The sequence below is a fragment of the Actinoplanes sp. NPDC023801 genome, from assembly GCF_040639655.1.
In the GTDB taxonomy this organism is placed as follows: Bacteria; Actinomycetota; Actinomycetes; order Mycobacteriales; family Micromonosporaceae; genus Actinoplanes.
On sequence record NZ_JBFAAI010000001.1, the window covers coordinates 921,564 to 937,405 of the forward strand.

The following is a 15,842-nucleotide window of genomic DNA, read 5'->3' on the forward strand; positions in this document are numbered from 1 at the left end:
CGCCTCCACTCCCGTGGCGGCGCGCCGTTTTTTAGCCACGTGATTCCGCTGCGGACCAGCACCGGCGGGTAGCCTGCCTCCCAGCAGAAACGTCCCCCGACCGACCCTCGGAGATCCGTGCACCTCAAGAGCCTGACGGTCAAGGGCTTCAAGTCCTTCGCCTCCGCCACCACCTTGCGGCTGGAGCCGGGCATCACCTGTGTGGTGGGGCCGAACGGGTCCGGCAAGTCCAACGTCGTCGACGCCATCGCCTGGGTTCTCGGCGAGCAGGGCGCCAAGGCGCTGCGTGGCGGCAAGATGGAGGACGTCATCTTCGCCGGTACGGCCGGCCGCGCGCCGCTGGGCCGCGCCGAGGTGACGCTCACGATCGACAACAACGACGGTGCTCTGCCGATCGACTACACCGAGGTCTCGATCACCCGGCGGATGTTCCGCGACGGCGCGAGCGAGTACGAGATCAACGGCAACTCGTGCCGCCTGCTCGACATCCAGGAACTGCTCAGCGACTCGGGCATCGGCCGGGAGATGCACATCATCGTCGGGCAGGGCCGGCTCGACGCCATGCTGCACGCCAAGCCCGAGGACCGCCGCTCGTTCATCGAGGAGGCGGCGGGCGTACTCAAGCATCGCAAACGCAAGGAAAAGGCGATCCGCAAGCTGGACGCCATGCAGATCAACCTCAACCGCCTCGGTGACCTGACCACCGAGCTGAGGCGGCAGTTGAAGCCGCTCGGCAGGCAGGCCGAGGTGGCGCGCCGGGCCGCCGGCATCCAGTCCGACCTGCGCGACGCCCGCCTCCGGCTGCTCGCCGACGACCTGTACACGCTGCGCACCACCCTGGACAAGGAGATCGCCGACGAGTCGGCGATGCGCGAGCGCCGCGGCGAGGTGGAGGAGGAGAACCGCGAGATCCAGCGGATGCTCGCCGACCTGGAGCACGAGCACGCCGAGGACGCGCCGCTGCTGCAGGCCGCTCAGGACACCTGGTACAAGCTGTCCACCCTGCAGGAGCGGTTCCGCTCGACCGAGCAGCTGGCCACCGAGCGGCTGCGGCACCTGGCCGCCACCCCCGACGACGAGCGTCCCGGCCGTGACCCGGAGATGCTCGAGGCCGAGGCGGAGCGGGTCCGGGAGCAGGAGGAGGAGCTCCGCGAGGCGCTCACCGAGGACCAGATGCGCCTGGCCGAGGCCGTCGAGTACCGCCAGGACCTGGAACGTCAGCTGGCCGCGGCCGAGGGCGCGTTGCGGGCCGCCGCCAAGGCCATCGCCGACCGCCGCGAGGGCATGGCCAAGCTCATCGGCAACGTGAACGCCGCGCGCGCCCGGACCACCAGCGCGGCCGAGGAGATCGAGCGCCTCGCCGACGCGCACACCGACGCCCTGATGCGGGCCGAGGCCGCCCAGGCCGAGGTCGACCTGGTCGCGGCCGAGTCGACCGAGGCCGACCGGGACAACGCCGACCTGGACGCGCGGCACGACGAGGCGGTGGCCGCGCACGACCGGGCGGCGGCCGTGGTCCGCGAGCTGTCCGACACCGAACGCGCCGCCGAGAAGGACGCCGCCAGCTGGAAGGCCCGTGAGGAGGCGCTCGCGCTCGGCCTCCGGCGCAAGGACGGCGCCGGCGCGCTGCTCGCCAAGGCCGGCCAGGTGCCCGGTCTGCTCGGCAGTCTCGCCTCGTTGCTGACCGTGCGGCCCGGTCACGAGGTGGCGCTGGCCGCGGCGCTCGGCGGCCTGGCCGACTCGGTCGCGCTCTCCGGCGTGGACGAGGCGATCGAGGCGATGCGCACCCTCAAGATCGCCGACGCCGGACGAGCCGACCTGGTCGTCGCCGGTACCGCCGGGCCCGGCATGCAGGCACCGCTCGCGAACCTCCGTCCGCAACTGCCGGACGGCGCCGTCTGGGCGCCCGAGGTCGTCGACTGCCCGGAGCAGATCCGTCCCGCCCTCAACCGGGCGCTGCGGGACGTGGTCCTGGTTCCCGACCTGACGGCTGCCGCCGCCCTGGTCGCCGCGAACAACGAGCTGCGTGCGGTCACCCCGGAGGGCGACGTGCTCGGCGCCTACGCGGCGGCCGGCGGTTCGGCGAAGGCGACCAGTTACATCGAGGTGCAGGCCGCGGTCGACGAGGCCAAGGCGAAGCGGGCGCTGGCCGAGCAGACCATCGCCGAGGTCAAGGAGCAGCTGGGCGCGGCCCGTGCCGAGGTGGCCGAGCTCAAGCAGGCGGTCGGCGTGGCGGCCCAGGCCAAGCGGGCTGCCGAGGGTGAGCGCAACGCGGCTGCCCGCCGGCTCGCCGAACTGGGCGCCGCCGCCCGGTCCGCGAAGGCCGAGACGGACCGGCTCGGAGCATCCCTGCAGAAGGCGCAGGCGGCCCGCGAGACGGATCTGATGCGGGTGGCCGAGCTCGAGGAACGGCTGCGGCTGGCCGAGGACACCCCGATCGACGAGGAGCCGTCCACCGAGGAGCGTGACCGGCTCGGCGCTCTGGTGCCACAGGCCCGGCAGAACGAGATGGAGGTACGCCTCGCGGTCCGTACCGCCGAGGAACGTGTCTCCTCCATCGCCGGCCGTGCGGACTCTTTGCTGCGCCAGGCCAACGCCGAACGGCAGGCCCGCGAGCGCGCCGCCGCCAGGCGGGCCGCACGCGCCCGGGGCGCCGAGATCGCCCGTGCGGTCGCGCACGGCGCGGCCGCCGCCCTGGAACGCGTGGCCGTCTCGCTGGCCGCCGCGGCCGACAACCGCGACCAGATCGCCCAGGCCCGCACCAGTCGGGAGGCCGCGCTGCAGGAGGTGCGTGCCACGGCCAAACGCCTGGTCGCCGAGCTGGAGCGGCTCACCAGCGAAGTGCACCGCGACGAGATGGCCCGCGCCGAGCAGCGGATGCGCATCGAACAGCTGGAAGCCAAGGCTGCCGAGGACTTCTCCCTCGACGTCGACACCCTGATCAGCGAGTACGGCCCGGACCAGCTCGTACCGCCGACCCAGGCCGAGGTGGCCCAGGCCGAGAAGGACGGTAAGCCCGAGCCCGGGCCGGCGCCGTTCCACCGGCCCACCCAGGAGAAGCGGGCCAACAAGGCGGAACGCGACCTCACCCTGCTCGGCAAGGTCAACCCGCTGGCGCTGGAGGAGTTCGCGGCGCTGGAGGAGCGTTACAAGTTCCTCTCCGACCAGCTCGAGGACCTGAAGGCGACGCGCAAGGACCTGCTCACCGTGGTCAAGGACGTCGACGACCGGATCCTGGAGGTCTTCACGTCGGCGTTCGAGGACACCGCGCGCGAGTTCCAGACCGTGTTCCAGGTGCTCTTCCCGGGCGGTGAGGGCCGGCTGATCCTCACCGACCCGGAGGACATGCTCACCACCGGCGTCGAGGTCGAGGCCCGCCCGCCCGGCAAGAAGATCAAGCGGCTGTCGCTGCTGTCCGGCGGGGAACGCTCGCTGACCGCGGTGGCCATGCTCTGTGCCATCTTCCGGGCCCGGCCCTCGCCCTTCTACATCATGGACGAGGTGGAGGCGGCCCTCGACGACGTCAACCTGGGCCGGTTGATTACGCTCTTCCGGCAACTGCGTGAGAAGAGCCAGCTGCTCATCATCACGCACCAGAAACGGACGATGGAGGTCGCGGACGCCCTGTACGGCGTCACGATGCGCGCCGGCGTCACCCAGGTGATCAGCCAGCGCCTTGCGCGCGACCCCGAAGAGTAGAGCGACCCGGCGAAAAGTAGAGGACGTTGATGCGCGACCGCGCCCAGGCCCTGATGATCGACTTGGACGGCGTGCTGCGCCGCTGGGACCCGGCACCGATGATCGCCGTCGAGGTCGAGTACGGCCTCAAGCCGGCCTCGCTGCTGGAGACGGCGATGTCGTGGGACATCTACCGGCCCGCCATGGCCGGTGAGATCACCGACGCCGAGTGGATGCGGCTGGTCGCCGACCGGCTGCCGATCGAGGCGGACCGGGCCGCCGCGGCGGTCGCGGCGTGGCAGTCCTACCGGGGGGAGGTCGACCCGGAGGCGCTCGCCTTCGTCCGCGAGGTCCGGGCCGGCGGCCGGAAGGTGGCGATCGCCACCAACGCGACCGATCGTCTCCGCCCCGATCTGGACGCGCTGGGGCTCACCGGTGAGGTCGACCTGGTCCTCAGCTCGTGGGAGCTGAAGGTGCACAAGCCGGCCCCGGAGTACTTCCAGCAGGCGTGCCTGCAGCTCCGCGTACTGCCGAAACATGTGCTGTTCGTCGACGACGACGATCGGGTGATCCGGGGCGCACGGGCGGCCGGCCTCTCCGGATACCGGTGGGCCGGGCCGCAGCACGTACCCTATTTGCGCAAGGTTCTTGATCTACCGGTTTGATGCCACGTGCCGTGTGCGTGAGGCAACCGGGAGTGGTTTCTCCCTGAGGATGTGGTCGTGCCAATGAGGCATGACTTTTCGGAAAGGGATTGATATGTCTGCTGTGACCAGGATCGCCGCTCTCGCCGGCGGATGCGCGCTCGTCGCGGGCCTGACGGCGTGCGGATCCACACAGAAGACCGACACGCCCGCGGCCGCGCCCACTGCCTCGGCCGTCGCCCCGGCCGTCACCTCCGCCACGCCGGTGCCCGCCACGTCGGCATCGGCGGGTGGCACGTCCGCGCCGGCGCGTGACACGGCCGGTGGCGCGAGCGCGCAGATCCGGGGCGAGCGGGAGTTCGCCTTCCTCGCCAGGGTGGAGAACAAGCCGAGAACTCTGACCGTGGGCCCGGACGGCTTCGCCACCGTCACCGCGGACCCCGGCGACCGGTCGCTGTTCGTGACCACGCCGCTCGCCCCGGGCTCGCAGAGCTATCTCATGCAGACCGCCAGGATGATCGAGGGCGGCGAGCCGTGGTGCCTTCAGGTGCACTCGGCGGGCGGGACCGAGCCGCTGCGGCTGAAGACCGCCGCCTGTGACGCCGGTAAGAAGGACCAGATCTTCACGTTCCCGAAGTCGTACGACGGCAAGGGCCGCCACATCGAGGTCAACGGCCTCTTCGTCGCCGCCGACACCGGTGACGGCCGGGTGATCGTCCAGGAGAGCGGGGACGGCGACCGGGTGAGCTTCTTCACCGTGCAGGACAAGGGCAGGTCCACCCTGCCGCGTCTCGGCGACTGACGACTTCCGTGGGCCCCGGCGTGATCGCCGGGGCCCACGCGCGTCACGGGTGGTAGCTGACCGCGGAGACGTCGTGCAGTTCGCCGTCCTTGGTGGTGCCCTCGATCCGGGCGGTGGCGACCTGCCCGTCCAGGCGCAGCGTGCCGACCGCGTTGCCGAAGTACGGCCCGGCCAGCTTCTTCCAGCGCAACGCCGGCTTGTGCACCGACACGGTCCGGGCCAGCCCGCGCACCGCGTGCACCACGCCGGGCCACCAGGCGACCCGCATCAGCGGGCGCAGCGGCAGGGGCACCTCGTTGTGGATCGGCGAGCAGGTCAGCTGGTAGACCGGGGTCGCCATGGCATGACCGAAGTCGGCCCTGGCCACGTACGAGTGATGAACATCACCGGAGAGCACACTGATCGAGGCGGGCGCGCGATAGGCACCGCCCGCACCGACCCGGTGACCGGGAGCGTCCGGGCCGCCCTCGCCGAGCCGCCGGAACAGCTCGCCGAGCGCCGCGAACGACCGGCCGAACGCCGCCCAGTGCTCCAGGTCGAAGGTCCGGCGTACCTTCTCCCCGAAGGCCGCCGCCCGGGGCCGGTGCGACTCGGAGATCCGCTCGTTCCACGCCTCCAGGTAGTGGATGGCGGGCGGCATGAGCCACGGCAGCGACGACCCGACCACCAGATGGTCGTAGTCGCCGTGGGCGTGGTCGAGGAACCAGTTCCACTCGGCGGCCGGCAGCATCGCCCGGGCACCCGGGGTCAGCACCCGGTTGCAGCGGTTGTCCAGCACGATCAGCCGGGTCCGGCCCACGTCCAGGGCGAAACTCCACTGATAGGGCACGTCGGTGTTCTCCGCCGACTCCGGTTCGTCCACCCGCAGGCCGAAATCGCGCAGCAGGTCGGTGGCGTCCTCGGCGCCCGTCACCTTCTGGAACAGCGGGTCGGCGGCCAGCTCGTCCGGGCTCAGGTTGCCCAGGTGCTGATAGATCCAGTACGACGCCAGACCGGCGGAGATCCGCTCCCGCCACCACGCCTGGCGGGCCATGTCGGCGCGCCATGACGCGGACGTGTTCCAGTCGTCGATCAGCTCGTGATCGTCGAAGATCATCGCGCTCGGCACGGTGGAGAACAGCCAGCGCACCTCCGGGTCGCGCCACGACTCCAGGTAGAGCTTGGTGTACTCCTCGAAGGAGACGACCTGGTCGGCCGGGCCCTGGTGACCGTTGCGCCGGCGGTGCCGCAGGAACCGGCGCACCTTGGTCGAGGTCTCGTCCGCATACACCTGGTCACCGAGCAGGACCAGCAGGTCGGGGCGGGACTCCGGGTCGGCCATCAGGCGGCGTGAGAACGCGTCCAGGGCGTCCGGCGGCAGCCAGCGGCCGCTCACCTGGGGGGTGCCCTTCCGGCAGGAGCCGAAGACCAGGCTCACCGGCTGGGCCCCGTCGTCGGCGGCCCGGGTGCGGATCACCGGCGGCGGGTACTCGGAGTCCTGCTCGGGCCAGACCTGCCGGTCGTCCAGATACAGGCGGTACGGGTTCGCGGAATCGGGGGCCAGGCCCTCGACCGTGATGAGCGCGTAGTGATGGCCGTACGCCGAAAAGGTCCGCGCGGACCCGGCGCCCGCGCCGTCCACCTCGACCCGCGTCTGTGCGGGCGAGCTGGTCTCCAGCCACAGGGTCGCGCGGTCGCCGTCGACCCGGCGCAGCACCGGTCCGATGAGTAGTTGAGCTGTCACCGGTGGATACCGGGGGTGTACCGCATGGGGGATCCTCCACGCCGTTTCAAGGGGCGTCCCATCCTCCGCCAATCCGGCCCGGAACCGCCAGTCGCCCGGCCTCCGCCACGACCGGACGACGCATCTGTCAGGATTCGGGCATGGAATACGTGGTCGCTGCAGTGATCCTGCTCGTCGTCCTGATCGTGGGCGCCGTCGGGCTGGTGGTGCCGAAGATGCGCCGCCGCGATCTTCCGCCGCCGCCCGCCAAGGGCTCGACCACCACCCTGGAGCGCCCGCCCGCCGACGAACTCCCGCCGCTGATCGAGCGGCCCGGGCCGGCCGCCCCGGTAGTGGTCGAGGAACCGCCCGCCCCGGTCGTCGAGGAGAAGCCGGCGCTGGAGACGCCGGAGCCGTCCGCCGGGCGTCTGGTCCGGCTCCGGGCCCGTCTGGCCCGCTCGCAGAGCGCTCTGGGGCGCGGCCTGCTCAGCGTGCTCTCCCGGGACCACCTCGAGGAGGAGGACTGGGAGGAGATCGAGGAGAGCCTGATCACCGCGGACGTCGGGATCGAGGCCACCCAGGTGATCGTCGAGCGGCTGCGCGAGCGGGTCCGCGTCCTCGGCAGCAAGACCGTCGCCGAGGTGCGTGCGCAACTGGTCGAGGAACTCGTGGCGGCCCTCGAACCGGACATGGATCGCACCCTGCGGACCGCCCCGCACGACGGCCGGCCGGCGGTCGTGCTCGTGGTCGGCGTCAACGGCGCCGGCAAGACCACCACCTGCGGCAAGATCGGCCGGGTGCTGATCGGGGACGGGGGCACCGTGCTGTTCGGCGCGGCCGACACGTTCCGGGCCGCCGCGGCGGACCAGATCCAGACGTGGGGCGAGCGGGTCGGCGCCGAGACCGTGCGCGGACCCGAGGGCGGCGACCCGGCCAGTGTGGCGTTCGACGCGGTGAAGCGGGGTATCGACACCGGCGTGGACACGGTTCTGATCGACACCGCGGGCCGGCTGCAGAACAAGGTCGGCCTGATGGACGAACTGGGCAAGGTCAAGCGGGTGGTGGAGAAGCACGGCGCCGTCGACGAGACGCTGCTCGTGCTGGACGCCACCACCGGCCAGAACGGCCTCGAGCAGGCCCGGGTCTTCACCGAGGTGGTGGACGTCACGGGAGTGGTGCTGACCAAGCTGGACGGCACGGCCAAGGGTGGCATCGTCATCGCGGTGCAGCGCAAGCTGGGGATTCCGGTCAAACTGGTGGGTCTGGGCGAAGGCCCGGACGACCTGGCCCCGTTCGAGCCGGCCGCCTTCGTCGAGGCCCTTGTTGGCGGCGACGCGTAGGCTCGCGGAAGGCAGGCCTTTGCCTCGTTCTTACGGGCGGCGGGCGGGGCGGTTGGATGGAGGTCAGATGTCAGGAGGCTGTGAGTGACGCAGGAGCCGCTGCGCGAGATACCGCTGCACGGTGGCAACGTCTCCACGGTCTCCCGGATCGGTGACACGGTCCGCCGCAACGCGGGGCCGTGGACGCCCGCCGTGCACGCGCTCCTCCACCACCTGGAGCGGGTCGGGTTCACCGGCTCGCCGCACGCCCTCGGCATGGACGAGAAGGGTCGCGAGGTCCTCTCGTACCTGGACGGGGAGTGCGGGGAATATCCCCTGGCGCCGCACTGGGTCACCGAGGAGGCGCTGGTCACCGTGGCGACCATGCTGCGGATGTTCCATGACGCGCAGTACGGCTTCGTCCCGCCGCCCGGTTCGGTCTGGCGCTCGTTCGGGCCGCCGCCACCGGACACCGAGGTCATCTGCCACCACGACGCCGCCCCGCACAACGTGGTCTGGCGTCCGGACGGCACCCTGGCACTCATCGATTTCGATCTCGCTTCGCCGGGCTCACGGCTCTACGACGTGGCGTACGCGGCGTGGACCTGGGTGCCGCTGTTCAGCGACCGTGACTCGTACACCCTGGGCTGGAAGCGTCCGAACCGGCCCCGCCGGCTGCGCCTGTTCGCCGACGCCTACGGCCTGATCCCGCGGGACCGGCACCGGCTGGTGCGGACCATAAGGAAGCGGATCGTCGATCACGTCGAGGGCATCCGGCGGATGGCGGCCGCGGGTGATCCGGCGTTCGTCCGCATCGTGCACAAGGGCCACCTGCGCCGTCCGATGCGGGATCTCCGGCTGCTCGACTACGAGCGCCACACCCTGGAGTACGCGCTCCGCTGAAGCTGCGGAGAAGCGCTGCGATCGGGGCGAAAGCGGCGATATCGTGGCAGCTCAGCACCCCTCCCCTTGCGGACTGTGAGGTTTTCTTCACACGTCGGAAACAACGCGTGACGTCGCGGAAATCGGGTGAAGACCGTGCCCGAAACAGCAGGCCGGAAAGCTTCGCGCCGAACCGGCCGACAGGCGGCGTTGCCCCAGGTCCGGTGTGCGAGGACACCTTATTCCGAGAGGAGGCAGCGTGGAGATCAACACCGGCAATACCGCTTGGTTGCTCCTGTCGTCTGCGCTCGTTTTGCTCATGACACCGGGTCTGGCGCTGTTCTACGGTGGCCTCAACCGGTCCAAGGGCGTTCTGAACATGATGATGATGAGCTTCTCGTGTCTCGGGCTCATCAGCGTCCTGTGGGTTCTGTACGGCTTCAGCCTTGCGTTCGGGGTCAACGAGAGCTCCGGCCTGAACAACATCATCGGCAACTTCGACTACCTCGGCGCCGACGCCGCCAAGATCTCTGAGGAGTGGCTGTTCTTCGGGGCCAACACCGGCATCCCGACGTACGCCTTCCTGGTCTTCCAGATGATGTTCGCGATCATCACCGTCGCCCTGATCAGCGGCGCCATCTCGGACCGCCTGAAGTTCGGCGGCTGGGTGCTCTTCGCTCTCGGCTGGTTCACCCTCGTCTACATCCCGGTCGCGCACATGGTCTGGGGTGGCGGCTTCATCGGCACCACGATCCGGGCGCTCGACTTCGCCGGTGGCACCGCGGTCCACATCAACGCCGGCGCCGCGGCGCTCGCACTGGTCCTGGTGTTCGGCAAGCGGATCGGCTGGCCGAAGGAGAACATGCGGCCGCACAACGTGCCGTTCGTCGCCCTCGGCGCCGGCCTGCTGTGGTTCGGCTGGTTCGGCTTCAACGCCGGCTCCGAACTGACCGTCGACGGCACCACCGTCATCGCCTTCATCAACACCCAGGTCGCCACCGGCGCCGCGCTCGTCGGCTGGGTCGCCGTCGAGTGGATCCGGGACCGCAAGCCGACCCTGGTCGGCGCCTCCTCCGGCGCGGTCGCCGGTCTGGTCGCCATCACCCCGGCCTGTGGCTTCGTCGAGCCCGTTCCGGCCGTCATCATCGGTCTGATCGCCGGTGTGCTCTGTGCCCTGGCCGTCGGCCTGAAGTACAAGCTGGGCTACGACGACTCGCTCGACGTGGTCGGCGTCCACTTCGTCGGCGGCTGGATCGGCTCCGTGGCGATCGGCTTCTTCGCCACCGACTCGGTCAACGCCGGCATCACCGACGAGAAGATCCTCAACGCCAGCAACGGTCTCTTCTACGGCGGCGGCGTGACCCAGATCATTCGCCAGATCGAGGCGAGCGCCCTGGTCACGGTCTACTCCTTCGTGGTCGCGGCGATCCTGGCTCTCATCCTCAAGGCCGTCAAGCTCGGCCGGGTCAGCGATGAGGCCGAGGTCGGCGGCATCGACATCTCGGCGCACGGCGAGACCGGCTACGACTTCACCCCGGCCTCCGGGGCCGGCGGGGGCGGCGCGTTCGCCCTGGCCGGCATCGGCACCAAGGAAACCGTGGACGCTGACGGCAAGGCTTCCGTCAGCCAGAAGGTCTCCGGCTAGATTCCCCCGATGGCTGCAATGGAAGGACTGAGCATGAAGCTGGTGACCGCGGTCATCAAGCCGTACCAGCTCGACGCGGTGAAGGAGGCTCTGCACGCCCTCGGCGTCGCCGGGCTCACCGTCAGCGAGGTACAGGGCTACGGCCGGCAGAAGGGCCACACCGAGGTGTACCGGGGTGCCGAGTACACCGTCGAGTTCCTGCCGAAGATCAAGGTCGAGGTGCTGACCGACGAGATCGACGTCGAGAAGATCGTCGACGCCATCGTCACCGCCTCGCGGACCGGCAAGATCGGCGACGGGAAGGTCTGGGTGACCTCGATCGACGAGGTCGTCCGGGTCCGGACCGGCGAACGCGGCCTCGACGCCCTCTGATCCGATGACGAACCCGTCGAGTGAGCCGCCGGCCCCGCCCGCACGTCCGGCAGCGGGCGGCTCACTCGGCGAACTGAAGGAACACATCGGCACTGCCGCCCGCACCGAGCGGGCGGCAGCGCTGGACATCTGGCTCAAGAGCCTCTTCCCGTCCCACCTGACCGGCGTCAGCCTGATCGCGGTCGGCGGGCTCGGCCGGCGCGACTGCGCCCCCTACAGCGACCTCGACCTGGTGCTGGTGCACAACGGCACCGCCGGGATCGACCGGATCGCCTCCTCACTCTGGTACCCGATCTGGGACGCCCGCCTCGGGCTGGACCACTCGGTGCGTACCCTCCCGGAAGCCCTGTCCGTCGCCCACGACGACGTGAAGGTCTCCCTCGGTCTCCTCGACGCCCGGCACGTGGCCGGCGACGCGGCCCTCTCCGCCGAGCTCGTCGCCGTGGTCGCCGACCAGTGGCGGCGGACCGCGATGCGCCTGATGCCGCAGCTCCGGGAACTCACCACCAGCCGCTGGACCCAGCACGGCGAACTGGCCTTCCTGCTCGAGGGCGACCTCAAGGAGGCGTGCGGCGGGCTCCGCGACGTGACCCTGCTGCGTGGCATCGGACGGACCGGGGCCGCCGACACCATGCGGCCCGCGGTCCGCGCCGCCACGCTGCGTCTGCTCGACACCCGGGACGCCCTGCACCTGGCGGTCGGGCGGCGCGTGGACCGGCTGGTCGCGCAGGAGCGCAAGGCGGTGGCCGACCTGCTCGACATCGACGACCCGGACAACCTGCTGCGGCGGGTGGCGAGCGATGCCCGTACCGTCGCGCATGCCGTGGACGACGCCTGGCGTGCCGTCGACCGCCTCCGTGGCGGGCGCCGTCGCGGCGGACCCACCGGCGTGCCGCACCGCCGCCCGGTCGCTCGCGACGTCGTCGAACACGACGGCGAACTGGTGCTGGCCCGCACCGCCATCGGCCCGGTGCCCGACCCCAGCCTCTCGCTGCGGGTGGCCGCCGCGGCCGCCACCTCCCAGCTGCCCATCGCCCGCGCCACCAGCGAATGGCTCGCCGCGTTCTGCCCGCCCCTGCCGACGCCCTGGCCGGCCGCTGCCCGCGCCGCACTGGTCAGCCTCCTCGGGTCCGGGCCCGGTCTGCTGCCCACCTGGGAGACCTGTGACCGGTACGGCCTGATCGACGCGTGGCTGCCGGAGTGGGCCCGGATGCGCAGCCTCCCGCAGCACCACCCGATCCACCGGTACACCCTCGACCGGCACCTGGTGCAGACCGCCTACGAGGCCACCGCACACACCCGTGAGGTGGACCGTCCCGACCTGCTGCTGATCGGCGCGTTCCTGCACGACGTCGGCAAGGGCCTGCCCGGCGACCACAGCATCGTGGGTGCCCCGATCGCCGCCGACATCGCCACCCGGATCGGCCTGCCGCCCGCCGACGTGGCCACCATCGAGAAACTGGTGCTGCTGCACCTGCTCCTGCCCGACGTGGCCACCAGGCGTGACCTGAGCGACCCGAAGACGATCTCCGCGGTCGCCGGGACGGTCGGGGACACGCACGTCCTGCACCTGCTGCACGCGCTGGCCCGTGCCGACTCGCGGGCCACCGGCCCGGCCGCCTGGTCGGACTGGAAGGGCCGGCTGATGGCCGAACTGGTCGACAAGGTGGACACCGCACTCGACACCGGCGCCCTGCCGGAACCGCCGGAACCCGACCCGGAACTGCTCGACGGCGCCCTGCCGGCGGTGCACCTGGACGGCGACCGGGTGGCGGTGGCCGCGGCCGACCGCCGGGGCCTGCTCGCCGGAGTGGCGGCGTGCCTCGCCATGCACCGGCTCGACGTGGTCGCCGCCAACACGAGCACCGTGGACGGGCGGGCCATCGTCGAGTTCTACACGTCTCCCCGGTACGGATCGCCGTACGAGCCGGTCGCTCTCGCCGCCGACCTGCGCCGGGTCGGCGCCGGTGACGTCTCGGTGACCCAGCGGGTCCGGGCCCGCGCGATGAGCGCCCGTGGCGGCACCGCCTCGCCGCGGGTGGTCTGGCAACGGGACGTGGCCACCGACGCCGTGGTGCTGGAGCTGCGGGCCGCTGACTCACCGGGCCTGCTCTATCGCGTGACCCACGCCCTCGACGAGGCCGGTGCGGAGATCCGCGCGGCCCGCATCTCCACCCTCGGCAGCGACGTGGTGGACGTGTTCTACCTGGTCGGCGCCTGGTCGTCGGCGGCCGAGCGGGAGCGGGTGCAGGCCGCGGTCCTGGCCGCCGTCTAGCGTCACCGGGCCGTCGCCCCGGCGTTGATCCGGAAGGACATTGCCGGGTACGGACGGAGAGTCGATGGCTGAGGCGCAGCCGGTCGCGTTGCTTGACGACCACGTCACCCTCGCCGGTGCCGGGGCGGAGGTGTCGCTGCCGAACACGGCGATGCGCAACCGCTCCGTGGCCGCGCGCCGGGTGCTGGCCCGGGCGGCCGGGATCGGCCTGGACGAGGTCCTGGAGGCGGCGCGCAAGGGCGACACCCGCCGGATCCGCCGCCCGGTCGACCCGGTGCTGCTCGCCGGCCTGGCACAGACCATCGCCCTGCAGGACGAGTTGCCCGGCGACCGCGACGACGCGCTGGCCCTGTACGCGCTGATCCGCACCGCCCGGGGCGCCCGTGCCCTGCCGCCGAGCCACCAGGCACTGCACGCCCAGCTGGTCTACGCCTGGCAGGGGCCGGTGAACGCGCGGCAGCTGCTCGGCGCGTACCGATCGATCCCGGCCGCAGCCCGCGAGTCGCTGGAGATCGATCTCGCGAACCCGTACGCCGGTGGTCTGCCCTCGATCCCCGAGGAGGTCTGGCTGGCCCGGTTCGGGGCGCTGTTCCCCGCTCCGGGGCCGATCCTGGCGGCGGCCCCGGAGAAGGTTCCGTTCGACCGGCTCACCGGTTCGGCCGGTCATCTCGTGGAGACCGGAGGCGAGCGCGTGTCGGTGGTCGTCACCGCGTACCGGCCGGGGGAGGGCCTGCTCACCGCGGTCCGCTCGATCGCCGCCCAGTCCTGGCCGGACCTGGAGATCATCGTGGTGGACGACGCGTCGCCGCCGGAACACGACGCGATCCTTGCCGCCGCCGAGGACCTGGATCCGCGGGTACGGCTGCTCCGGCTCACCGAGAACGGCGGCACCTACGCGGCCCGCAACGCCGGTCTGGCGGCGGCCCGCGGCGACTTCGTCACCTTCCAGGACTCCGACGACTGGTCGCACCCGCGGCGTATCGAGCTGCAGACCCTGCCGATGCTCACCGACCCGGCCGTGGTCGCCACCACCTCGGAGGGCATCAGCGTCACCGACCAGCTGGTGATGACCCGCCCCGGCATCCGGCGCGGCCGGGTCAACGTGTCGTCCCTGCTGTTCCGGCGGGAAGTCGTGACGCGGCGGATCGGGTGGTTCGACCGGGTGCGCAAGGCGGCCGACTCCGAGTTCCTGGAGCGGATCCAGGCCGCCTTCGGCGCTGATGCGGTACGCCGGATCGCGAAACCACTGGCCCTGATCAGGCTCTCCGAGGGCTCACTGTCCCGGTCGGAGATCCGTGCCTACTGGATGCATCCGGCCCGTACCGCGTACATGTCGGCGTATCGCTGCTGGCATGCCACGACGCGTCCGCTGCACCGTGACCGGGCCGGGGAGGTCCGCCCGTTCGTGGCCCCGGCCCACCTCAGCGGCCTGGCCGCACCCCGGCACTTCGACGTGGTGGTGGCCGCCGACTGGCGGTTCCTCACCGGCGCGCACCGCTCCGCGCTCGCCGAGATCCGGGCGCTGGGCACGGCCGGCCACTCGGTGGCGATCCTGCACCTGGAGGCGCTGCGCTCGGTGAACCGGCAGCGGCGGTCACTCAGTCCGGGCGTCCAGCAGCTGATCAACACCGGTCACCTCGACCAGGTCCTGGAGACCGACGAGGTGTCCGCCGGCGTGCTGCTGGTACGCCAGCCGGAGGTGCTGCAGTTCGCCCCGGAGGACGGCTGCCGGATCCGGCCCGGCCGGGTGGTGATCGTCGCCGACCGGGCGCCCGCTCGCCGGGACGGCAGCGACCGCCGGTACACCGTGGACACGGCCACCGGGGCGGCGCTGCGGCTGTTCGGGATCGCCCCGCTCTGGTGCCCGCAGGACGCCGCCGTCCGGGAACTGCTCGCTCCGGCCGGCCTCACCGACTTCGACCTGCCGATCGTCGCCGAACCGGCCGACGTGGCCCGCCCGCTGCCGGACCCGCGCGGCCCGGCCGTGGCCGGCACCGACCTGTGCGACGTCGGCGAGTGGCCCGGCGATCTGACCGCGGCCCTGACCGTGCTGCGGCGCTGCGAGGGCGCCGACGTGCGGCTGCGGCTGCCGGAGAGCCCGCTGCGCCCGGCCGGTCTGCCCGCGTCCTGGCTGGTCTACGAGTCGTCCGACCTCGACCCCCGGACCTTCGCCGCGCAGCTCGACTTCTATCTGCACTTCCCGCCGGAAAACGCGCCGGAGATGGTCTCCCGGCCGGCCCTGGAGGCGGCCGCCACCGGCTGTGTCGTCCTGGTGCCGGGGCACCTCGCCGGCGCGTTCGGGGACGCCGCCGTGGCGTGTGCGCCCGCCGACGTACCGGCCATGATGCGCCGCTATCGCACCGATCCGGGTCGATACGCGGCGCAGAGCGGCCGAGCCCGTGCCGCCGTCGCCCGCGACCACCATCCGTCCTACTTCGCTGAGCGGATCGCCGGCCTCCTCCGGGCCGGGGCACCGGCACCCGCCCAGCGCGTGCCGTAACGAGGCCGGTCCCGGCCCCGTTA

Annotated in this window: 10 protein-coding genes; 9 read left to right on the forward strand and 1 reads right to left on the reverse strand. The window is 71.8% G+C overall.

Translation table 11 applies throughout. The annotated features are described in order from the left end of the window. Positions 1-117 precede the first annotated feature (117 nt). The 3 genes from smc (at position 118) to AB0G04_RS04435 (ending at position 5,124) form a co-directional block, all read left to right on the forward strand. Positions 118-3,699: a chromosome segregation protein SMC gene (smc, locus tag AB0G04_RS04425; protein ID WP_360976097.1), complete on the forward strand. Its 3,582-nt coding sequence runs from the start codon at positions 118-120 to the stop codon at positions 3,697-3,699. A gap of 26 nt (positions 3,700-3,725) precedes the next feature. After that, on the forward strand, positions 3,726-4,343 hold the full coding sequence (locus tag AB0G04_RS04430; protein ID WP_360976100.1) for an HAD-IA family hydrolase: 618 nt from the start codon (positions 3,726-3,728) through the stop codon (positions 4,341-4,343). Between the two features lie 94 nt (positions 4,344-4,437). Then, a complete protein-coding gene (locus AB0G04_RS04435) occupies positions 4,438-5,124 on the forward strand; it encodes a hypothetical protein (protein WP_360976103.1) in 687 nt (228 codons plus the stop codon). 43 nt (positions 5,125-5,167) lie between these two features. On the opposite strand, the gene AB0G04_RS04440 is transcribed toward AB0G04_RS04435, so the two are convergent. Continuing rightward, a complete protein-coding gene (locus AB0G04_RS04440) occupies positions 5,168-6,847 on the reverse strand; it encodes an alkaline phosphatase D family protein (protein ID WP_360976106.1) in 1,680 nt (559 codons plus the stop codon). A gap of 140 nt (positions 6,848-6,987) precedes the next feature. Here AB0G04_RS04440 and ftsY point away from each other — a divergent pair, with 140 nt between their 5' ends. From ftsY to AB0G04_RS04470, 6 genes are all read left to right on the forward strand, one after another. Beyond that, entirely contained in the window at positions 6,988-8,166 is a 1,179-nt protein-coding gene (ftsY, locus tag AB0G04_RS04445) for a signal recognition particle-docking protein FtsY (protein WP_360976110.1), read from the forward strand. 84 nt (positions 8,167-8,250) lie between these two features. After that, positions 8,251-9,048, forward strand: coding sequence for an aminoglycoside phosphotransferase family protein (locus AB0G04_RS04450; protein ID WP_360976113.1), 798 nt, complete (start codon positions 8,251-8,253; stop codon positions 9,046-9,048). A 238-nt stretch (positions 9,049-9,286) separates the two neighbouring features. Further along, on the forward strand, positions 9,287-10,672 hold the full coding sequence (locus AB0G04_RS04455) for an ammonium transporter (RefSeq protein ID WP_360976116.1): 1,386 nt from the start codon (positions 9,287-9,289) through the stop codon (positions 10,670-10,672). A gap of 33 nt (positions 10,673-10,705) precedes the next feature. Beyond that, positions 10,706-11,044 carry a P-II family nitrogen regulator gene (locus AB0G04_RS04460; RefSeq protein ID WP_170153773.1) on the forward strand — a complete coding sequence of 113 codons (339 nt, stop codon included), beginning with the start codon at positions 10,706-10,708 and terminating at the stop codon, positions 11,042-11,044. 4 nt (positions 11,045-11,048) lie between these two features. Next, positions 11,049-13,319 (forward strand): [protein-PII] uridylyltransferase, encoded by a 2,271-nt coding sequence (locus AB0G04_RS04465; RefSeq protein WP_360976119.1) that lies wholly within the window; start codon positions 11,049-11,051, stop codon positions 13,317-13,319. A gap of 64 nt (positions 13,320-13,383) precedes the next feature. Then, positions 13,384-15,819, forward strand: coding sequence for a glycosyltransferase family A protein (locus AB0G04_RS04470; protein ID WP_360976122.1), 2,436 nt, complete (start codon positions 13,384-13,386; stop codon positions 15,817-15,819). Positions 15,820-15,842 lie beyond the last annotated feature (23 nt).

Bases quoted from the DNA above. Each gene is read 5' to 3' on its own strand.
- AB0G04_RS04465 (WP_360976119.1), top strand. From the start codon at position 11,049: ATGACGAACCCGTCGAGTGAGCCGCCGGCCCCGCCCGCACGTCCGGCA.
- ftsY (WP_360976110.1), top strand. From the start codon at position 6,988: ATGGAATACGTGGTCGCTGCAGTGATCCTGCTCGTCGTCCTGATCGTG.
- AB0G04_RS04460 (WP_170153773.1), top strand. From the start codon at position 10,706: ATGAAGCTGGTGACCGCGGTCATCAAGCCGTACCAGCTCGACGCGGTG.
- AB0G04_RS04470 (WP_360976122.1), top strand. From the start codon at position 13,384: ATGGCTGAGGCGCAGCCGGTCGCGTTGCTTGACGACCACGTCACCCTC.
- AB0G04_RS04435 (WP_360976103.1), top strand. From the start codon at position 4,438: ATGTCTGCTGTGACCAGGATCGCCGCTCTCGCCGGCGGATGCGCGCTC.